General features: G+C 64.3%; 15 protein-coding genes and 2 pseudogenes. 7 read left to right on the forward strand and 10 right to left on the reverse strand.

Annotated features, from left to right (window positions below):
* The first annotated feature begins 209 nt into the window (after window positions 1-209).
* A complete protein-coding gene (locus F6X40_RS36835) occupies window positions 210-1,118 on the forward strand; it encodes a LysR family transcriptional regulator (RefSeq protein WP_090807413.1) in 909 nt (302 codons plus the stop codon).
* Between the two features lie 7 nt (window positions 1,119-1,125).
* On the opposite strand, the gene F6X40_RS42925 is transcribed toward F6X40_RS36835, so the two are convergent.
* The 10 genes from F6X40_RS42925 to F6X40_RS36885 all read right to left on the reverse strand — a co-directional run bounded on the left by F6X40_RS42925 (window position 1,126) and on the right by F6X40_RS36885 (window position 13,793).
* The gene (locus tag F6X40_RS42925; RefSeq protein WP_244145037.1) at window positions 1,126-1,368 is read right to left on the reverse strand and encodes a hypothetical protein; all 243 of its coding nucleotides are present in this window, start codon (window positions 1,366-1,368) and stop codon (window positions 1,126-1,128) included.
* A gap of 314 nt (window positions 1,369-1,682) precedes the next feature.
* Entirely contained in the window at window positions 1,683-3,059 is a 1,377-nt protein-coding gene (locus F6X40_RS36845) for an MFS transporter (RefSeq protein ID WP_187631268.1), read from the reverse strand.
* Window positions 3,060-3,156: 97 nt separating this feature from the next.
* Window positions 3,157-4,905: a GMC family oxidoreductase gene (locus tag F6X40_RS36850; RefSeq protein WP_187631269.1), complete on the reverse strand. Its 1,749-nt coding sequence runs from the start codon at window positions 4,903-4,905 to the stop codon at window positions 3,157-3,159.
* Window positions 4,906-4,938: 33 nt separating this feature from the next.
* Window positions 4,939-5,745: an enoyl-CoA hydratase/isomerase family protein gene (locus tag F6X40_RS36855; protein WP_184063157.1), complete on the reverse strand. Its 807-nt coding sequence runs from the start codon at window positions 5,743-5,745 to the stop codon at window positions 4,939-4,941.
* A gap of 6 nt (window positions 5,746-5,751) precedes the next feature.
* Entirely contained in the window at window positions 5,752-7,308 is a 1,557-nt protein-coding gene (locus F6X40_RS36860) for an AMP-binding protein (RefSeq protein ID WP_187631270.1), read from the reverse strand.
* Complete coding sequence (locus F6X40_RS36865) at window positions 7,301-7,816, reverse strand: (2Fe-2S)-binding protein (RefSeq protein WP_262421689.1); 516 nt, start codon at window positions 7,814-7,816, stop codon at window positions 7,301-7,303. The genes F6X40_RS36860 and F6X40_RS36865 overlap by 8 nt, the downstream gene beginning before the upstream one ends.
* A gap of 23 nt (window positions 7,817-7,839) precedes the next feature.
* Window positions 7,840-8,661: an FAD binding domain-containing protein gene (locus F6X40_RS36870; RefSeq protein ID WP_184072231.1), complete on the reverse strand. Its 822-nt coding sequence runs from the start codon at window positions 8,659-8,661 to the stop codon at window positions 7,840-7,842.
* The gene (locus F6X40_RS36875) at window positions 8,658-11,687 is read right to left on the reverse strand and encodes a xanthine dehydrogenase family protein molybdopterin-binding subunit (RefSeq protein ID WP_187631271.1); all 3,030 of its coding nucleotides are present in this window, start codon (window positions 11,685-11,687) and stop codon (window positions 8,658-8,660) included. Before F6X40_RS36875 ends, F6X40_RS36870 begins: the two co-directional genes overlap by 4 nt.
* Entirely contained in the window at window positions 11,684-12,307 is a 624-nt protein-coding gene (locus F6X40_RS36880) for a UbiX family flavin prenyltransferase (RefSeq protein ID WP_090807398.1), read from the reverse strand. The genes F6X40_RS36875 and F6X40_RS36880 overlap by 4 nt, the downstream gene beginning before the upstream one ends.
* Window positions 12,300-13,793, reverse strand: coding sequence for a UbiD family decarboxylase (locus tag F6X40_RS36885; protein ID WP_184072229.1), 1,494 nt, complete (start codon window positions 13,791-13,793; stop codon window positions 12,300-12,302). The genes F6X40_RS36880 and F6X40_RS36885 overlap by 8 nt, the downstream gene beginning before the upstream one ends.
* A gap of 291 nt (window positions 13,794-14,084) precedes the next feature.
* On the opposite strand from F6X40_RS36885, the gene F6X40_RS36890 reads away from it, so the two are divergent.
* From F6X40_RS36890 to F6X40_RS36920, 6 genes and pseudogenes are all read left to right on the forward strand, one after another.
* On the forward strand, window positions 14,085-15,026 hold the full coding sequence (locus tag F6X40_RS36890; protein ID WP_187631272.1) for a LysR family transcriptional regulator: 942 nt from the start codon (window positions 14,085-14,087) through the stop codon (window positions 15,024-15,026).
* 53 nt (window positions 15,027-15,079) lie between these two features.
* Window positions 15,080-15,626, forward strand: a pseudogene (locus F6X40_RS36900) (aldehyde dehydrogenase family protein); the annotation flags it as partial.
* 410 nt (window positions 15,627-16,036) lie between these two features.
* Entirely contained in the window at window positions 16,037-17,392 is a 1,356-nt protein-coding gene (locus tag F6X40_RS36905) for an MFS transporter (RefSeq protein WP_187631274.1), read from the forward strand.
* Between the two features lie 30 nt (window positions 17,393-17,422).
* A pseudogene (gene glyA / locus F6X40_RS36910) lies at window positions 17,423-17,590 on the forward strand (serine hydroxymethyltransferase); the annotation flags it as partial.
* Window positions 17,591-17,660: 70 nt separating this feature from the next.
* A complete protein-coding gene (locus F6X40_RS36915) occupies window positions 17,661-18,632 on the forward strand; it encodes a dipeptidase (RefSeq protein ID WP_090807390.1) in 972 nt (323 codons plus the stop codon).
* A gap of 93 nt (window positions 18,633-18,725) precedes the next feature.
* Complete coding sequence (locus F6X40_RS36920) at window positions 18,726-19,259, forward strand: DUF5943 domain-containing protein (RefSeq protein ID WP_184072224.1); 534 nt, start codon at window positions 18,726-18,728, stop codon at window positions 19,257-19,259.
* Window positions 19,260-20,120: the final 861 nt, after the last annotated feature.

Below are 20,120 nucleotides of genomic sequence, written 5' to 3' on the forward strand. Positions count from 1 at the left end.
CGGGTGCGTTATCTGGCGACTACCGCTTTGGTGGCAGCTATGCGTCGCCGCAGTCGCCGTCGCCCGTATGATCCCCGGGTTATCCGCAGCAGAAAAACGACGGGTTAACGGCGAGCGGCCCGATGTCTTAAGGGCGACGCAAATCCCGCGCGGCGTTACGATATCTGCGTTCAACCGACAGCCGATTCCTTCCGCCCGACCGCCGCCCCATGGAACTGAAGCAGATCCAGTATTTCATCGCTCTCTTCGAGGAGGGCACCGTGACCCGCGCGGCCAAGCGGCTGAACATCGCGCAGCCCGCGCTCAGCATGCAGATTTCGAAGCTCGAAGCCGAAGTGCGGCAGACACTTTTCGCGCGCGGCCCGCATGGCATGGCTCCGACCGAAGCGGCGCGGCTCATGTACCGCCTCTACACGCCGATCATGCGCGACATCAAACATGCCCGCGAGCATCTGAGCCGGCGCGATGTCATCGTGACGGGACGCGTGTCGCTCGGGATGGTGTCGTCGGAGGCGCAAAGCGTGCTGCCCGAATCGCTCGCACGGTTCGACGCCCTTTTTCCGCAAGTCGAAGTGTCCGTCGCGGACGGCTTCAGCGCGCAACTCATCGACGCCGTCGAAGCGGGCCGACTCGATGCCGCGATCATCAACAAGCCGCGCGGGCGGCTCACGCTCGACGTGGAGCCGCTGCTGGTGGAAGAAATGGTGCTGGTGACGAGCGCGGCGCACGGGCCGGATCTGCCGGAGACGATGCATCTGGTCACGCAGTCCGGTATCGAATTTGTGCTCCCCACGCGCCGCAACGGACTGCGCGGCGCGCTCGACGCCGCCTTGATGGCCGCCGACGTCGTCATTCAGCCGAAGTTCGAGATCGATCTGCTCAGCACCATCGTGCAGTTCGTCGAGCAGAGCAGCATCGCGACGATCCTGCCGCGCGTCGTGGTGCAGGCGAAGGTGGACGAAGGCCTGCTGCGGGCGCGCACGATCGACTCGCCGCCGATCGTGCGTCACATCATTCAGGTCACTCACCCGAAGCGGCCGATCGGGCCGGCCGCGCAGGCGCTCATTGCGATCATCACCGAGGAGATCCGGCGCGTGACCACTGGCGCGCGGGCTTAGTGAAAACTCAACCGCCGCTCGGGCTCATCGGCTCACGCGCGCTGCGCGACGCATCGCTGCGCGTGCCGAACAGCGTGTCGCAGATCGGGAACGTGAGGTTGAAGTTCTGCGTCGCCATAAGTTCGGGATCGTGATGCGTGACGTGCAGGCGCCGGACTGTGTTGATGAGCGGCACGCGGTCGAGAAACGGGCTGTCCGTCACATGCGAAAGCGTGTGCAGCCCTTCGTACATCAGATAGTACGCGGCCATGCAGCACATAGCGGTGCGCGGCCCATTCCGCCCAGTTGCCGAACAGAAAGAGCGGCACGACCGCGAGCCATTCCGCGAACGTCGGCGCATGAAGCTGCGCGGCGCAATAGACGATCACCGCCGTCGTGAAAATGAGCGTGAAACCGAGATGCATCTCTCCGCGATACCACCACGGCGTCGCCTGCACATATTCGTCGCGAAACTTGTAGGATCGCGCGCGAATGTCGTCGTCATACTTCATGATGAGCGTCTCCTTTTTCTATCGGACGATGCGCGGGCGCGCTCTTCGGCGCGCCCGCCGATGCTTGCATGCTTCAGGACGGATTGCGCGCCGCCCCGTTTTCGAGCTTGCCGAGCGTCTCGGGCACGACGAACGCGCCGATCAGGAAGATCACGCTGATCGCGCCGACGAAGATCGCGAGCGTCGACGGCAACTGGCTCGCATCCTTCGCGACGAGCGAGACGAAGGTCGGCATCATCCCGCCGATCGCGAAGCCGATATTCCATGAAAGACCCGTCCCGGTCGCGCGGATCGCAGTCGGAAAGCGCTCGTTCAGGAAGATCAGGATCGGCGCATAGCCCGCGCTGCCGAGCGCGGAGAGCAGCACCGCGTACACGCCGATCATCGTGATGTTCTGCGCGGTCGGCAGCAGCACGAAGAGCGCAGGCAGCGCGACCAGCCGGATGAGGCCGAGCCACACGAACGCGCTCTTGCGCCCGATGAACGTGCTCAGATGCCCCGCCGCAACGGAGGCGACGACCACCGCCACGCTGCAGATCATCAGGATCGCGGCGGCCGCGCCGTTCGGCACGTGGCTCACGACCTTGAGGAAGGTCGGCAGATAGCCCGACGTGAGGTAATAGCCGCTGCCGCCACCGATGGTCAGCAGCAGGTTCACGAACAGCACCTTGCGATAGTCCCGCGAGAACAGCGTGCGAACCGGCGAGCGCACCACTTCCGCCTGCCCGCTCTTGACCTGCGCGGCGGCCTTGGCGGCCTTCTCGGCGGCGAGCTTCTTCCAGAGCGGCGATTCTTCCAGGCTATTGAATACGAAGAGGCCGAGCAGCGAACTCAGGATGCCGGTAAAGAACATGCAGCGCCAGCCCCAGACGTCGAAGAGATCGCCGGGAAAAAGCGACGACATCGCGAGATACGTGAGCGACGCGAGCAGTGCGCCAAGGCCCGCGCCACCGCCGCCGATCAGCCCCGAAACCGCGCCGCGATACTTCGGCGCGACGGATTCCGTGCCGATGGTATGCGTCGAAGCCACCACGCCGCCGACAAACACGCCCTGCACGAGGCGCAGCAGCATAAACAGGACCGGCGCGACGAGGCCCACCTGCGCGACCGTCGGCAGCATGCCGAAGGCCGCCGTCGAGAGGCCAACGCCAACGACCGCGACGATCATCGCCCCCTTGCGGCCATGACGGTCCGCGTAGGAGCCGAAAAGCGCGGAACCGAGCGGGCGCATCAGCAGCGTCACCGCGAACGACGCATAGACCGCCGCGAGCGAGAGCATCGCGTGCTCGGATGGGAAGAACAGACGCCCGACCACCGGCGCCACGTACAACAACACGAACAGGTCGAACAGATCGAGCGCCCAACCCATGCACGAGGCCACGACTGCGCCCATGACCTGGCGCTGATTGACGTGAAGCGCGGCGGCACCTTCTTGCGCTGCTACGGACATTTGCATCTCCTTGTATGTCACTGGGCCGTCTTTCGATCGCCCCCGTGTCGCAGGCACGTTTGTCTTTTGGCGTGCTCTTGTCGAGGTTAAAAAATCGTCAGTGCGCGGCGGCGAGCGGCGGCGCAGCGGAGTCGCTGGATGCGCCCGATGCCAAGCTCGCGCGTCGCTGCGTGACCATCGCGTGGGCGATCTTCTCGGCGATCATGATGGTCGGTATGTTGGTGTTGGCCGAAGGCAGTCTCGGCATCAGCGATGCATCGACCACGCGCAGTCCCTGCGCGCCGTGCACGCGCCCTTCGCTATCCGTGACGGCGTCGCGATCCTGCGCGCCGCCCATGCGGCATGTGCCGCTCGCATGCCACACGCCGAACACGTTCGCGCGGATGAAGTCGGCAAGCGCGCGGTCGTCGGCCAGGAGCGCGGCCATGTCCAGCCCGCGCGTGAAGAAGCGTTCGATCAGAAAACGACGCAGCGGCGCGGGCGTATCGAGCAGCGTGCCGAGCATCGAAGTCAAAAGCGCGTTGCGCTCGCCGACCTGGCTCAACGCCTTGACGCGCGGAGAAAACGCCGCTGGAAAGAAGTCGCGCGGATCGCGTCCGAGCCCCGACGCCTCGACCACGCTCGCGAGCATCCGCACGCCGGTAGCGAGCCGTTGCAGATCGCGTTCGTCGTCGAGCAGATTCAGGTCGACGCGCGGAGCGGCGGCGGTATCGGCGGATACGAGCTGCACGCGGCCGCGCGAGTACGGCCGGTTGCACCACAGGAAGAAAAGGCCCAGCCGGTTGCCCAGCTCGTGCCATGCCGCGCGTGTCGCGCTCGACAGATACAGGTCCGACTCGTCGCAGCCCGCGAGGCCGGAGCTCATGCGCGCGGCCATCATGCTGGCGCGGCGTCGCGCGAGCGGCATGCGAAAGCGCGGTTCGAGAAAATGACAGAACGTGAGCGACGGATGATCCTGCAGATTGCGCCCGACGCCCGGCCGATCCACTGCACACGCGATGCCGAGCGCCGCGAGTTCGCGGGCATCGCCGATACCCGCGCGCATCAGCAGCGCAGGCGACTGCAGCGCGCCCGCGCTCAGCACGACTTCGCCCGCCTCGAAACGCACGCGCTCGCCGCTTTGCGCCAGCGCGATCACGCCGCGCGCCGCCGCACCTTCCATCACGATGTGCTCGACGCGAAGGTTCGAATACACCGTGAGATTCGGGCGCTTGCGCGTGGTTTCGTCGAGATAGGCGATGGCCGTGGACACGCGCTTGTCGTCGATGTTCGAGAACGCGCCGGGGAAAAAGCCGTCGCCAAATTCGCCATTCTGATCCTGCAATTGCGCGACGCCATTCGCGCGCAAGCCCTTGGCGAACGCATCGCAGAAGGGCGGCCAGTCTTTCGGCATGATGCGGCGAATCGGCACGGGGCCGTCGCTGCCGTGCAGTTCGCCGCCCGGAAAGTTGACGTCGCGTTCCAGCTTGCGAAAGTACGGCAGCACGTCACGCCACGCCCAGCCATCGGCGCCGTTCGCAGCCCACTCGTCGTAGTCGCGCGGCAGGCCGCGATTGGCCGATTGCACGTTGATGCTCGACCCGCCGCCCATCACGCGGCCCTGCTCGTAGACGCGCGGCGCGGCGTCCTTGGTGGCTTTCGCCTTCAGGTCCGGCCAGATGTAGGTCTCGCCACAGAAGACGGGCATCGGATAGCTGTCGAGGATGGCGGCGGGCACCGCGCCCGGCGGCGTATCGGCGCCTGCTTCGATCAGCGCGACGCGCAGCGACGGCACGGCCGACAGCCGATGCGCCAACACGCATCCCGCAGAGCCGCCGCCCACGATTACGTAATCGAAGCGTTCCATCCTCTGTCTCCTGTTCTTCTGTGACGCTGCTTATCAACTTCCGCGAAACACCGGCTTGCGCTTGCCATGGAACGCCTCGACGCCCTCGCGGAAATCGTCCGATGTGCGCAGCCGGCTATAGCAATGCCCTTCAAGTTCAATAGCAATGGAAAGCGGCGCATCTTCCGAATCGTTCAGCAGCTTCTTCGCGGTGCGCTGAGCGAGCGGTGAGAACGCGCGCAGTTCGTCGACGAGCGCATCGGTGGCGGTTTCCAGTTCCGTGTCGGCCACGCAGTCCACCGCAATGCCCCACTCGTAAGCCTGCTTCCCCGGAATGCGGCGCGAGCGCATCACGATGTCCTTCGTCCGGCCGATGCCGACCATCGCCTGAAGACGAGCCGAGCCGCCCGAGCCGGGAATCTGCCCGAGCTTTTGCTCCGGCAGCGCATAGAAGGTCGTTTCGGTGACGATGCGGAAATCGCAAGCCAGCGACAGCTCGAACCCCACGCCGAAGCAGAAGCCGCGATTGGCCGCGATCACCGGCTTCGAGCAACGGGCGGGCGCCGCGATATTCCAGGCGAGCTTCGACACGTGCTCCGGCGACGCTTCCAGAAAGCCCTTGATGTCACCGCCGCTCGAAAAGTGCTCGCCCGTCGCGCGCACGACGATCACGCGCACGCGCTCGTCGTCGTCCAGCGCCTCGAAGACGAGGCGCAACTGGTCGCGCGCGCGCATCGAAATGACATTCAACGGCGGCCGATGCAGGATGATGTCGGCGCGCTCGCGTTCGGCGTCGATCTCGACCGAGAAGCCGTCGAGTCCTTGCAGCAGCGTCTGGCCGCGATGGTTCAAATCGCTCATATCGGGTTACTCCTTTGTGGTCTGTGTAGGTTGAACGTTGCCGTCGGATGCGTATTCGCCCGCCGAAAGCTTGCGGCGCAGAATCTTGCCGACCGGCGACTTCGGAATATCGTCGACGAACACGTAGTCGCGCGGGCGCTTGAAGTTGACGAGGTCGGACTGGCGGCACCAGGCGTCGAGCGCCTCGGCATCGACGTATTCGCGGCGCTTGATGAACGCGACCACGCGCTGGCCCCAGCGCTCGTCCTTGACGCCCGCGACCGCGACTTCATCGACGGCCGGATGCAGCGAGAGCACCGATTCGATATCCACCGGCGAGATGTTTTCGCCGCCGCTGATGATCATGTCATCGACGCGGCCGGTCACGTACAAATCGCCGTCGCGGTCGAAATAGCCGGTGTCGCCGGTGAAATACCAGCCCTCGCGCAGCGACTTCGCGTTCGCGTCCGGGCGGTTCCAGTAGCCTTCGAATGCTTCGTCGCCGAGCAGGTCCGCGATGATCTGGCCTTCCTCGCCGGCCTGTGCGATCTCATCGGGCGACACGGCGTCGAGCTTCACGACGCGCAGCCGCGTGTTCACGCCCGCGCGCCCGGCGCTGCCCGGCTTGCGCGTCGCGTCCTGATCGATGCTGACCGTGTAGACCTCGGACGAACCGTAGTGATTGACGAAGATCTCCGGCTCGAACGCAGCCGACAGGCGCTTGAGCAAACCATCGTTCATCGGCGCACCCGCGAAGCCTAGCTTTCTGACCGACGACGTATCGGTGCTGGCGAACGCGCTGTCCGCGAGCAGATCGTGATAAAGCGTCGGCACGAGATAGAGGCACGTGAGCGCGTACTTCGCGATGGATTCGAGCGCGAGCTTCGCGTTCCAGCGACGCACGCAGACGAAGACGCCATCGACGAGCGCCATCGAAAGCAGCGAGCGCACGCCCATCGTGTGATAAAGCGGCATCACGCCGAGCGTGCGTTCGCCGCGCCGGTACAGGTTCTGCGCGACGTGCGCGAGCGCGCCCGCGCGTTCATGCCGATGACGGCGCGGGACACCCTTCGGCTTGCCGGTCGTGCCGGACGTGTAGAGGATCAGCGAGATATCGTCGGCGGTGGCGTGCGTCGTCTCGCCGGTGCGCGTGCGTTCCGCGAGCAGCGCGTCGAAGGCAATCGTGCGGCCGGGGGCGTCGTCCAGACCGATGCGCGGCACGTGCTGCGCGGCGGCGCTTTCCACGACGGCATCGGCGCAAACGGGTTCGTAGACGATCGCCTTCACGCCGGCATCCGTCACGCAGTACTCGACTTCCTCCGGCTTCGCGCGCCAGTTGAGCGGCACGATCACGATGCCCGAGAATTGCCCCGCCCAGTGCAGCGTCGCCATTTCCCAGCGGTTTTGCAGCACGACGAGCAACCGGTCGCCGCGTTGCAGCCCGAGTTCGCGCAGGGCATCGGCGACATTCAGAATCTTGCGATGCCACTGCGCATAGGTCAGTTGCATGTCGCCATCGACGAGCGCGAGCGCGTTCGGGCTGCGCTCGACGCTTTGCAGAAACGTGCGGCCGAGATCAAGCATGTTCGGCCTCCTTCTTGCCGCGCGCCTCGACCTGACGACGCGCTGCCACATCGAGCACGGCCGCGACGATCGGCGTATAGCCGGTACAGCGGCAGATATGGCCCGAGAGCATGTCGCGCACCTGATCCTCGGTCGGATTCGGCACGCGCTGCAGATAGTCCGCACATGACATCAGAATGCCCGCCGTGCAGAAGCCACATTGCAGCGCGTGATGGCGCTGGAACGCCTGCTGCAAATCGCCGAGCGTCTGGTCGGGCGCAAGACCTTCGACTGTGTCGATGCGCCGCGCATCGGCCTGCACCGCGAGCATCAGGCACGAGCGCGCCGCGACGCCATCCACGTGCACCGTGCATGCGCCGCACACGCCATGCTCGCAGCCGACATGCGTGCCGGTCGCGCCCAGTTGGTGGCGGATGAAATCCGACAGCAGTTCGCGCGGCTCGCAATGGCCGCTGCGTTCGCGGCCATTGAGCGTCAGCGTGATGCGCCGCTGCTCCCCTTGCCGCATGATGTTGTCCGATGTGTTGCTGCTCACGTAGCCTCCTCGATCACGCGCCATCCCAGTTGCCGGACGAGATTGCGTCGATATTTCGCGCTGATGTGCGCGTCGTCCTGCGCGTTCAGTTTCCAGCTCAGGTCGTTCAATGCGCCGCGCAGGTCGTCGCCTGTCAGACGCGGCCAGCTTTCCGCCACCGGCCGGTCCGCGACGCCGCCGACCGCGATACGGATCGAATCGTCCGTCACCACCGCCGCGCACGCGACGATCGCGAAATCGCCGTGCCGCGCCGAGAACTCGCTGAACGCATAGCGTTCGCCGGGCTTCCTGAGCGGAAAGCGCACGGCTTCCACGAGTTCGTTTGGCTCGCGCGCGGTCATCAGCATTCCCTGAAAAAAGTCCTGCGCGGCGAGCGTGCGGCGCTTCTTTTTCGAGCGCAGCATCACGTCGCCGCCGAGCGCGGCCAGCACGAGCGGCAGTTCTGCGCTCGGGTCCGCATGCGCGACGGAGCCGCACACCGTCCCGCGATTGCGAATCTGAAAATGCGAGATATGCGGGAACGCCATCGCGAGCATCGGCACTTCGTCGCGCAGCGTGGGACGCCATTCGACGCTGCCTTGCGTCGCCGCCGCGCTCACGACGAGATGGCCTGCTTTGTCATCCACGCGCACGGCGTCGAGTTCGGCGGTGCGCGAGATATCGACCAACACGCGCGGCTGCGCGAGCCGCATGTTGAGCACGGCCATCAGCGATTGACCGCCCGCCAGCACGCGCGCGTCGTCGCCGGTTTGCGCGAGGGCGTCGAGCGCGTCTTGCGTCGTCATGGCGCGCAGATAATCGAACGGCGCGGGCTTCATACGTGCCTCCTGAAGCGGGCCAAAATCCGCGCAATCCACGACTTGCGCTGCTCGACGGGCTGGCCCGCCGCCTGCCGTCCGAGCGATTCGAACAATTGCTTGAGCACGACCTTCGCCGCGCCTTCGAGCATGCGTCCGCCGACCGCCGCCACCTTGCCCGACACCTGCGCTTCATAGTCATAAGTGAGGCGCGTGCCGGTTCTCTGCGGCGTCAGTTCGACGAGACCGTTGCCGCGCGCGCTGCCGAGCGGCGAGATGCCCGCGCCCGCGAGCCGCAGCCGGTGCGGCGCGTCGATCTCCGACAAGCCGATGCGCGCCTCGAAGCGCGCCTTGATCATGCCGACGCCCACCGTCACGTCCGCGCGATACTGATTCGGCGCGGTCTCGTCGAGCGCATGGCAGCCGGGAATAACCTTCGCGAGCGCCTTCGGGTCGAGCAGCACGCCGAACACGGCTTCGGGCGTCGCGGGCAAATCGACCGTGCCGCGCGCCGTCAACGCCTTGCCGCCCGGCGTCGCGGGCTTCGCAGCCGGTGCTTCGCGCAGTTCGGGCCGCGACGGTTCGGGATCGTCGATGCCGATCAGCGCCATCACTTTGGGCGGCGTGAGCGGCAGGCGGATATCGTCGACGCCGAGGGCATCGGCCACCGCATTCGCGATGCACGGCGGCGTGCTCATGTTGTTGCCTTCGCCGAGCCCCTTCGCGCCGAGCGGCGTGAAGGGCGACGGCGTCTCCAGATGTACGATCACCGGGTCGGGCACTTCGCAGGTCGTCGGCATCAGATAGTCGGCGAGCGTGCCGGACTGGAAACTGCCGTCCGCGCCGTAGCGGAACTCTTCCATCAGCGCCGCGCCGACGCCTTGCACGAACGCGCCGCGAATCTGGCCATCGGCGAGTGCGGGATTGAGTAGCGTGCCGGCGTCGTGCGTCGTCACATAACGGTCGATGCGCACGCGCCCCGTCACGCGGTCTACTTCCACGCCGCACATGTCGAACGCGAAGCCATACGCCGCCGACGTGTTGATGCGATCCTGCTCGTCGGGCGCGTCCATGTGCGGCGGCGACCAGAAGACGCTCTCGCGCAGACCCGGCTCCTCGCCTTCCGGTAACAGCGCGGGCGCCCAGTGCGGCGCATTGCTTGCGGCGCGCGCGAACGGCAACGCGCGCTCTTCGGCACCGTTCGGAAAGACGCGCGCGACTTCGAAGCGCACGTCGCCGGGCGCGCAGCCGAACTGCTTTGCAAGAATGCGCGCGAGCTTTTCGCGCACGCGGGTCGCGGCCAGATGCACCGTGCCGGCCACCGCGCCCGCGAATCGGCTCGAATAATTGCCCGCCGCGACGGACCACGCGTCCTTGTGCGTATCGAATTCGACGTTCACGACGATGTCCTTCGGGTCGAGCCCGAGCACATCCGCGACGACTTGCGCGCACACCGTCATGTGGCCCTGGCCCGCTGGCGTCGACGCGATGGTGACGACCACGCCGCCGAGCAGATCGACGCTCACCGTCGCGCTGGCGATCGCGCCGTTCTTCGGCCCGGCTTTCTTGCGGGCGTCGGGCGGCATCACAGTCGTGATGTATCCCATGTTCGATACCGACGGCTCCACGATCGCCGCGAAGCCGATGCCATAAAGACGCCCAACTTTGCGCGCCGCGTCGCGTCGCGCGACGAGTTCGTCGTAGCCGCCTTCGGTCATCGAGCGGCGCAGCGCTTCCTGATAGTTGCCGGAGTCGAGCAGCGCGCCCGCCGTCGCGCGATACGGAAAGGCATCGGCGGGAACGAAGTTGCGGCGGTACACATCGAGCACATCGAGCCTCAGTTCGACGGCGATACGCTGAATGAGCCGCTCCAGCGCGAAGTAGACCTGCGGTCCGCCGAAGCCGCGCACGAGGCCGGTCGGCGTCTTGTTCGTGAGCACGACGCGGTTGCGCACGACGAGATTCGGAATGGCATATGCGCCCGTCAGGCAGCCGTGCATCCGGTAGAAGGTCGCGGGTTCGGGCGCGCGCACGTAGCCGCCGATATCTTCCAGTTGATCGTAGGAAAGCGCGACGATGCGGCCATCGCTTTCAACGGCCGCTTCGATGGTCGAAAGGCGCGCGGTCGCGGAAGTCGCCGCGCTCAGGTGTTCGAGCCGGTCCTCGACCCATTTCACCGGCGCGCCGGCCTTGCGCGAGGCAAGGCACATCAGCACGACATACGGAAACACCGCCTGCTTGACGCCGAAGCTGCCGCCGGAATCGCGCGGGGCCTTATGACGCAGACGGTTCGCGGGAACGTTGAGCGCCATCGCCATGACGGCGTGCAGCGAAAACGGTCCCATGAAATTGGATGTGACGTCATAGCCTTCGCCGCCCGACAGATACTCGGCGATGACCACGCCGCATTCGATCGGCGCGCACGTGTTGCGCGGATAGTGCGCGACGAGCTTCACGCGATGCGGCGCGTTTTCGAACGCGGCTTCCGGTTCGCCATAGCGGAAACGCCGGTCGCTGATCACGTTGCTGCCGACCCGCTCGTGCAGCACCGGCGCATCGCCCCGCACCGATTGTTCGATGGACGTGACCGGATCGAGCATCGCGTAGTCGACCTTGATGAGGTCGAGCGCGTCTTCCGCTAGCGCGCGGGATTCCGCCATCACCACCGCCACCGGCTCGCCGACGTAGCGCACGCGGTCCATCGCGAGCGCCCACTGCTCCATCGGCGACTTCACGCCGACGACGAAGGGTCGCGACCACGGACGCAGATCGTCGCGCGTGAGCACGGCGTGCACGCCGTGCAGCTTCGACGCGGCTTCGGTATCGATGGAAACGAGTTCCGCATGCGCGTGCGGCGAGCGCAGAATCGCTGCGTGCAGCGTGCCGGGCTTCACGGCGATATCGTCGCCGTAGCGGCCGCGACCCGTGAGAATCGCGGGGTCTTCGAAGCGCTGCATCGGCTGGCCGACGTGGCGCTGCGGCTTCGCGGCATCGCTGTCGGCCACGCGCGCGTTGATATCGGCAAATCCGGTTTCGCGCTGATTCATGGCGTCACTCCGTCATCTTCGCCGCGGCTGCCGAATTCATCGGCGAGACCGCTCCAGCGGCGCGCAATCTCGCCGTGCTCGATGCCGAGCAGATCCAGAATGCGCCCGACCGTGTGATCGACGACATCGTCGATGGTCTTCGGATGCGCATAGAACGCCGGCACCGGCGGCATTACGATGGCGCCCATTTCGGTCGCGAGCGTCATGTTGCGCAGATGCGCGAGATTGAGCGGCGTCTCGCGCGCGACCAGCACGAGGCGGCGGCGCTCCTTGAGCATCACGTCGGCGGCGCGGGTCAGCAGATTGTCCGCGAAGCCGTTCGCGACACCCGCGAGCGTTTTCATCGAACACGGTGCAATCACCATGCCTTCGCTGAGGAACGAACCGCTCGCCACGGCCGCGCCGATATCGCGCACGTTATGCACGACGTCCGCGAGTTGGTCGACGTCGCCGCGCGTGAGGCCGAGTTCCTGCGCCGCCGTCACTGCACCCGACGCCGACACGATCAGATGCGTCTCGTGCGTGCCGAGGCGCCGCAGCGCAGCGAGCAGCCGCACGCCGATGACCGCGCCGCTCGCGCCCGAGATGCCCACGACGATGCGCTTCTTCCGCTCAGCCATGATCGCGCGCGAGGTAGGCGTCGAGCGCGCTGTTGTCGGCGGCGACGAGCGCGGTCAGATCCGCGGTGTCCTGACCCGGGATGCGCACGCGTGTGAAGACATGCGCCGGATAGACGACCGGGCGCGTCGCGTCGAGTCCCATCTTCGCGCTGATGCCTTGCAGATGCGCGGGGGCGTCGTCGGGCTGGCCGACCGTCGTCGAGGGATCGAGCGGCGAGCCTTGCGCGCCCGCGATGACGACGAGATCGCGGTCGGCCTGAAAGCGCGTCGCAATCGCCCATTCGATTTCTGCGGGATCGTGCACGTTCACGTCCGTATCCACGACGACGACCAGCTTGATGTCGTAATGCGCGCCGAACGCGCAGAGAAGCACGTTCTTCGCTTCGCCTTCGCGTTTCTTGTCGAACTGCACCCACAGGTGATAGCGGCACACACCGCCTACCGACAGATGCACGTCCTTCACCGCCGGATGGCTGCGCTGAAGGTGCGCGAGGAGCGTCGCTTCGCGCGGAATCGCGCCGAGCAGCAGATGCTCCATTTCGGCCGGCACGATCGTATGAAAAATCGGGTCGCGCCGATGCGTCACCGCCGTCACTTCAATGACTTCGCGCGCTTCCTTCGCGCTGTAGTACTTTGGGAACTCGCCGAATGGGCCTTCCGGCTCGCGCACGTTCGGCAGAATGCGTCCTTCTATGACGATCTCCGCGAACGCGGGCACCTGCACACCGCTCGTCACGCATTGCGCGACCGGCAGCGGCGCGCCGTGCAGCGCGCCAGCGATTTCGAGTTCGTCGTTATCGATGGGCGTGATCGCTTGCGAAGCGAGCATCGTCAGCGGATCGACGCCAATGGCGACGGCCACGTCGAGCGCATCGCCCGCTTCCTCGGCGGCGCGCTGGAACGCGTAGAGATGGCGCGGCAGCAGCAGAATCGCCATGCGATCGCGGCCATGCACCTGAATGCGGTTGATCGACACGTTCTGCACGCCGGTGCGCGGATTGCGCGCAATCACGAGACCCGCGGTGATGTACGGGCCGTTGTCATGCTCGCTATGCGTGGGAATAGGCAGAAGCGCGTGCAGATCGATTCCGCTCGTATGCACCACTTGCTGGCACGGCGCGTCCTCACGCGCAATGACTTTCGACGCGAGCGGCTCGGCGGCAGCGGCGGAAAAACGTGCGAGCAAACCGGCTTCATCGACGCCCATTGCTTCGGCAATCCACGCCCGCTTCGACATGAATCCGCTCACGACCGGAACCGCATGGCCGCCGGGGCGCGTGAAAAACGCCGCTTGCGTGCCGTCGAGGCGTTTGGCGACAGCGGCGAGTTCGTGTTCGAGCGCAACCGGCTTGTCGATGGTCGCGAGGCGTCCCGTCTTCGCGAGATGCGCGAGCCAGTCGCGCAGCGAGAGCGAGCCCGCCTCCGAGCCTTCCGGGGCCCACGAGAATGAGGAAATGCCGTTCTTTTCGGCATCGCGTATGTTCATCAGCGTCTCCATCTGTGCTGTGCCCGGCAAAGTGATGCCGCAGCGAGCGATGGGGTCAAGCGTAGCGATATCGCACCATAACTTCTAATAGTGTTTTCTGATGCGCTGAATCATTGCCTCTTATATCAGTGTTAGCCCCGATGACAGCCTTCTTACAGTTACGTATCAATAGACCCGTCCCGCAACCCGCACTGGCGGGCGTGGGCGGCAACGGCGAGCGGCAGGCAAGCACCGTTCGACGTGATAATGCAGGTGGCGGCTATTAGCATCGCTGATGCACGAAGGGATGAGATGGACCTCAAGCAAATTCAGTACTTCATCGCGCTGTTCGAGGACGGCTCGGTTACGCGGGCGGCCAAGCGCCTGAATATCGTGCAGCCCGCGCTCAGCATGCAGATCGCGAAGCTCGAGGACGAACTGCATCAGCAACTCTTCGAGCGCGGCGCGCACGGCATGGCGCCGACCGCGGCGGGGCGGCTGATGTATCGCCTGTTTCTGCCGATCATGCGCGACCTCGCACACGCGCGGCAGCAGATCGTTCAGCGCGATGAAGTCGTGACGGGACACGTCGGCATCGGGCTGATTGCGTCCGTCACAGAGAGCGTGCTCGCGGATTCGCTCTCGCGCTTTCACGCGCAATATCCGGATGTCGAAGTCACGGTCGCCGACGGCTACAGCGCGACTTTCATCGACTGGGTGGCGGGCGGTCAGCTGGATGCCGCGATCATCAACAAGCCGCGCGCGCGTCTGTCGCTCGACTCCCGCGCGCTGCTCGACGAAGAGATGGTGCTCGCAACCAGCGCCGCGCACGGCCCCGATCTGCCGCACGCCATTGAACTCGCGCAGCTGCCCGAACTGGAACTCGTGCTGCCGACCAAGCGCCACGGCCTGCGCGGCGTGCTCGACAGCGCCGCGCAGCATGAAGACGTGCTGCTCGCGCCGCGCTTCGAAATCGACGTGCTCTCGACCATCCTCAAGCTCGTCGAAAACACGCGCTTTGCGACGATCCTGCCGCGCATCGTGGTAGAGCGCGCGGCGCGGCATGGCACCTTGCGCGCGTGCCCGATTCTCGCGCCGCGCATCGTGCGGCATGTCATCTGCGTGAGCCATCCGCGAAGGCCGTTGAGCGCGGCGGCCGAAGCGCTGATCGCGATCATCGGCGACGAGCTGCATCAAGCCTCGAATATTTCGTGTAACGAACCATCCCCTTCTTTGAAGGAACGCTCCGCATGAACGCATCACGCTGGATTGCCGGCGAATGGACCGGCACGCCTACGCTCGACAGCATCGATCCCGCCACGGGCGAGGCCATCGGCCAGTTCGCCGACGGCGGCGCGGATGAAGCCGATGCCGCCATCGCCGCCGCGCGCCATGTGTTCGATCGCACGGCGTGGGCGCAGGATGCACGTCTGCGCCCACGTCGTGCTGCTCGGCGCGGGCTCCGGCCATGCGTTACTGTCGCCGACGCTCGTCGAGCGTGGCGATCCGAAGGCGTTCTTCTGTCAGGACGAGACTTTCGGGCTGTTCGTCACGCTCGAAGTTTTTGAAAGCGAGCAGGAAGCACTTGAGAAGGCCAACGATACGGTCTTCGGCCTGTCGGCCAGCGTGTGGACGCACGACGGCGCGCGCGCGTTGCGCACCGCGCGGGCGCTGCGCAACGGGACAGTGTGGATCAACGATCACAACAAGCTGTTCGCGGAAGCGGAAACGGGCGGCTACCGGCAAAGCGGGCTCGGGCGTCTGCACGGTTACGACGCGCTCGCCGACTTCACCGAGATCAAGCACATCTGCATGCCGGCGGGCATCGTGGAAGACGTGGCTCCGCTTCGTTGATGCGCCAAAGGCGCGTGCTAGCGTCCGCCGCTATGCGGCATCAACGCGGCAATTCAGCCTGGACGACGCGCTCGGTGACTATCTGCCCGATCTCCGGCGACCCGTGCCTCCGCTCGATCCGACGATCGATTTCGCATTCAAATCAGTGGCTTAGGTCGAGATGGGAGATGCGGGATACGGCGGATTTTTTGCGAATCCCGGCCGACCCTCCGCCTCGCTCAAAATACCGGAAGTCGAATCAGCGCGCTGAAAACCTGGCGCTCTCGTTACAACGTAATGGCGGGAATGTTCTATGACGCCGACTTTTGGTCCCTTCTACTCACTACCGATCCTCACTTTTTGAAGCGCGATCGATTACGCATGTGGGTGATGCTTTCACGGCACGCTCACAGCAACTACGGGAGTATCGAATGTCTAAGGCACCGTCCCCTGAAGTCGATATTAGAACACTGCGCAAAGTCATCATGGCTGCCTCGATTGGTAACTTTGTTGAATGGTTCGATTTCGCAGCGTATGGTTTCCTCGCAACTATCCTCACTAGCGAGTTTTTTCCGAGCAGCGATCCATCCGCGGGCCTCCTGAAGACTTTCGCGGTGTTTGCAGTGGCTTTCGCATTTCGTCCGGTCGGTGGCATAGTGTTCGGCTTAATTGGAGATAGGATTGGGCGCAAACGCACGCTGGCGCTGACCATCTTGATGATGGCCGGGGCGACCACACTGATCGGCCTGCTGCCGAACTACGCCGCCATCGGTGCTCTCGCGCCGTTGTTGCTAACCGTGATTCGCTGCGTGCAGGGCTTTTCGGCCGGTGGTGAGTATGCTGGCGCCTGTGTCTACGTAATGGAGCACGCGCCGCAAAACAAACGCGGCTGGTACGGCAGCTTTATTCCCGTGTCGACTTTTTCTTCATTTGCGATCGCGGCCGTCGTCGCTTATGCGCTTGATGCAACGCTTTCGGCTGATGCAATGAGCGCGTGGGGATGGCGCGTGCCGTTCCTCGCGTCCGCACCCATCGGGCTCATCGGGCTGTACCTGCGCATCAGTCTCAATGAAACACCCGCCTTCCGCGCTCTTGAAGGCGAGCACCAGGTGGCGCATGCGCCGTTGCGCGAAACGTTCCGTACGCAGGCGGGCGGCATTCTGAAGCTCGGTGCATTTATTTCAGTGACAGCATTGTCCTTCTATACCTTTACTACCTATTTCGCGACATATCTGCAGGTCGTAGGACACATGAGTCGCGCAACTTCGCTGCTGATCACCGTTGTGGCACTTTTGTTTGCTGCGGCCATTTGTCCGCTGGCCGGCCTGTATTCTGATTTCGCCGGGCGCCGCATGACATTATTCACCACGTGCGCGCTGTTGATTGTAATCGTCTATCCCTCGTTCTCGCTCGCGGGCTCGGGACAATTTCTGTCAGCACTGATCGGCGTGGCAATGCTCGCGACAGGCGCGGTGTTGTCGGGCGTGGTTACGGCTGCGTTGTTGTCGGAAGTGTTCCCAACCAGGATGCGCTATACCGGGTCGGCCATTACCTATAACCTCGCCTACACGATCTTCGGGGGCACCGCGCCGTTGGTCGCTACCTGGTTGATCGGCACGACCGGAAACAATCTGTCGCCCGCTTTGTATCTGATCGCCGTATCTTTCATGGGCCTGATCGGCGGGATGATGCTTCCAGAAACTTCACGAATGTCCTTGCAAGATGTGGGCACTGACAACGACCCAGCTATAGGCGAGATGCTCGGAGCGCAGCGACCGCTCAGGTAGCCCGGATCGTTGGAAGCTTTCCCGAGACTGCCGGCCGGCACGACGCGCGGCTTTGGCGTCGGCGAATTCCGCGAGGTTGGCCGCCTGATCCTCGAAGTGTTCGATGCGCTGGGCCACCATCCGGATGGGGATGCGGCCACTGAACAGCGCGTACGCCGTGAGATTTTCGCGCTGTGCAAACGCTTTCCGATTTACTGATTCGCCGAATCGCCAAGCTTGCGCACAGCCATAGCGACCCCACACGCCAGAAGCCTATACGGAGCATCGAATGAGCAATCTGCATGAGAACAGCATCATCATCGACGGCCTGAACATTTCGAAATTCGACCGCTCGGTGTTCGAGGACATGAGGAAGGGCGGCATCACCGCGGCCAACTGTACGGTGTCGGTGTGGGAGAGCTTTACGAAGACCGTCGACAACATCTCGTTGATGAAGCAGCAGATCCGCGCAAACAGTGAGTTGCTGACGCTCGTGCGCACCACCGAAGACATCGCGCGTGCGAAGAAGGAAAACCGCACTGGGGTGATCCTGGGCTTCCAGAACGCGCACGCGTTCGAGGACAACCTCGGCTATATCGAAGCCTTCGCCGACATGGGCGTGCGCGTCGTGCAGCTTTGCTACAACACGCAGAACCTGGTCGGCACCGGTTGCTATGAGCGCGACGGTGGGCTGTCGGATTTCGGCCGCGAAGTGATTACCGAAATGAACCGCGTCGGGATCATGGTCGATCTGTCGCACGTTGGTGGCAATACGTCGTCGGAGGCCATTGCGTTCTCGAAGAAGCCGGTCTGCTATTCGCATTGCCTGCCGTCGGGTCTCAAGGAGCACCCGCGCAACAAGTCCGATGAACAGCTGAAGGAAATCGCCGAGGCCGGCGGCTTCATCGGCGTGACGATGTTCGCGCCGTTCCTCAAGCGCGGAATCGATGCGACGGTCGAGGACTACATCGAAGCCATCGACTATGTCGTCAACCTGGCCGGCGAAGATACGGTGGGCATCGGCACCGATTTCACGCAGGGCTACAGCGTCGACTTCTTCGACTGGCTCACGCACGACAAGGGCCGCTATCGCCGTCTGACGAACTTCGGCAAGGTCGTGAACCCGGAAGGCATCCGCACGATCGGCGAGTTCCCGAACCTCACCGCGGCCATGCAGCGCGCAGGCTGGAGCGAGACGCGCATCCGCAAGATCATGGGCGAAAACTGGGTGCGCGTGTTCCGCGATGTCTGGGGCGCATAAGCACCGAAGCCCGATCCTCATTCATCGAAACGCGACGGGCGCCGTGACGAGCGCCCGCGCGAACCGAAACTCACCCCTCGGAGCACCCTCGCGATGCAACCGCAACTGCCGATCGACGTCGATCCGAACACTGGCGTCTGGACCTCTGACGCACTGCCGATGCTGTACGTCCCGCGCCATTTCTTCACGAACAATCACAAGGCTGTCGAAGAGGCGCTCGGGCGTGATGCCTACGCGGAGATCCTCTACAAGGCGGGTTACAAGTCGGCCTATCACTGGTGCGACAAGGAAGCAAAGCAGCACGGCATCAGTGGCATAGCCGTATTCGAGCATTACGTGAAGCGTCTTTCGCAACGAGGATGGGGCATCTTCACGATCGTCGAAGTCGATCCGGTGAGCGCGCGTGCGCGCGTCGAACTCCGTCACTCATCCTTCGTGCTGGCGCAACCGGGCAAGCACGGCAAGCTTTGCTACATGTTCTCGGGCTGGTTCGCCGGCGCTATGGACTGGGTGAACGACACTACTGAAGCTGGCGAGGGCGCTCCGCGCTCGCAGTCGAAGGAAGTGCAATGCGCAGCGGAAGGCCACGACCACTGCGTGTTCGAAGTGTCGCCAGTCGCGCAATAAACCGTTTTCTCGCAATAAGCTGACCTGAGATGCTGAGAGACGGCGCCAAAGCGTAGGCCATTGCAGTACGCGAGAACGGACATCGTGTCCCTGACGCGACGTACAAGTGCGTATTCGACGGCAGGTCGAGCGCGGATTCCACGACTGCCCGAGCATGAATTTCACGTGAAGTCGAGCGCTGGAATGTGAGGTAACCACGCGGGTAACCCATGGCACCCTCGACGTTTTTGCGTCGGGAGTGCGAATGCCGAACAACAGGTTATCCATGCGTCAGATCAAGGAAGTCTTACGGCTCTATTAAGTCTATTAGGGGGGTCCCGGTAGGCGCGATTTCCTATCATAAGCGCCGGGGTTACGTACCATTAGCGACTCCCCCGCAAAATTGTCATAGCGTGACATATAAAATCCGCTGTGCAAGTAGGGCCGACAGGGTCACGGAACGAAATCCGGCCCCCGCAATTCGCCCCCCTACGGAGCGGTCCGAATTCAAAGCAGATATCCGGCGAACCCAAGCGAGACTTGGTGGGCCATGTCGGATTCGAACCGAGGTTGTCCATTCGGAGGCGGATTATGATCCGGATACTGCGAAAGCGGACGCTCAGGTCGTCGCTACTGAGCACCCTGGGGACTGACCGCTTAGGCCGACAACGTGCTGGCCAATCTGACCGAGCGAATGGCCGTTGCACCTGGAAGCGGCCATTGAGGCCGTGCCCAGACGACCGGCTGTTGTGGGTCGACGAACGAAACCGCTCGCGCGGTAGAGGGCTCCGGTCCGACGCGGGAGGTCAGGGCGAGGCCGGTCACGCGGTTTTATGTTGGCGAATGAGGCAATCCGCCTCGTTCTCCAGCAGGAGCCGAATC

This window comes from Paraburkholderia sp. UCT31 (assembly GCF_014397655.1).
Lineage (GTDB): Bacteria > Pseudomonadota > Gammaproteobacteria > Burkholderiales > Burkholderiaceae > Paraburkholderia > Paraburkholderia tuberum.

Excerpts from the sequence above, each read along its gene's own strand:
- F6X40_RS36835 (WP_090807413.1), top strand. The coding sequence starts at position 210 with ATGGAACTGAAGCAGATCCAGTATTTCATCGCTCTCTTCGAGGAGGGC.
- F6X40_RS42925 (WP_244145037.1), bottom strand. The coding sequence starts at position 1,368 with ATGGCCGCGTACTATCTGATGTACGAAGGGCTGCACACGCTTTCGCAT.
- F6X40_RS36845 (WP_187631268.1), bottom strand. The coding sequence starts at position 3,059 with ATGTCCGTAGCAGCGCAAGAAGGTGCCGCCGCGCTTCACGTCAATCAG.
- F6X40_RS36850 (WP_187631269.1), bottom strand. The coding sequence starts at position 4,905 with ATGGAACGCTTCGATTACGTAATCGTGGGCGGCGGCTCTGCGGGATGC.
- F6X40_RS36855 (WP_184063157.1), bottom strand. The coding sequence starts at position 5,745 with ATGAGCGATTTGAACCATCGCGGCCAGACGCTGCTGCAAGGACTCGAC.
- F6X40_RS36860 (WP_187631270.1), bottom strand. The coding sequence starts at position 7,308 with ATGCTTGATCTCGGCCGCACGTTTCTGCAAAGCGTCGAGCGCAGCCCG.
- F6X40_RS36865 (WP_262421689.1), bottom strand. The coding sequence starts at position 7,816 with ATGCGGCAAGGGGAGCAGCGGCGCATCACGCTGACGCTCAATGGCCGC.
- F6X40_RS36870 (WP_184072231.1), bottom strand. The coding sequence starts at position 8,661 with ATGAAGCCCGCGCCGTTCGATTATCTGCGCGCCATGACGACGCAAGAC.
- F6X40_RS36875 (WP_187631271.1), bottom strand. The coding sequence starts at position 11,687 with ATGAATCAGCGCGAAACCGGATTTGCCGATATCAACGCGCGCGTGGCC.
- F6X40_RS36880 (WP_090807398.1), bottom strand. The coding sequence starts at position 12,307 with ATGGCTGAGCGGAAGAAGCGCATCGTCGTGGGCATCTCGGGCGCGAGC.
- F6X40_RS36885 (WP_184072229.1), bottom strand. The coding sequence starts at position 13,793 with ATGAACATACGCGATGCCGAAAAGAACGGCATTTCCTCATTCTCGTGG.
- F6X40_RS36890 (WP_187631272.1), top strand. The coding sequence starts at position 14,085 with ATGGACCTCAAGCAAATTCAGTACTTCATCGCGCTGTTCGAGGACGGC.
- F6X40_RS36905 (WP_187631274.1), top strand. The coding sequence starts at position 16,037 with ATGTCTAAGGCACCGTCCCCTGAAGTCGATATTAGAACACTGCGCAAA.
- F6X40_RS36915 (WP_090807390.1), top strand. The coding sequence starts at position 17,661 with ATGAGCAATCTGCATGAGAACAGCATCATCATCGACGGCCTGAACATT.
- F6X40_RS36920 (WP_184072224.1), top strand. The coding sequence starts at position 18,726 with ATGCAACCGCAACTGCCGATCGACGTCGATCCGAACACTGGCGTCTGG.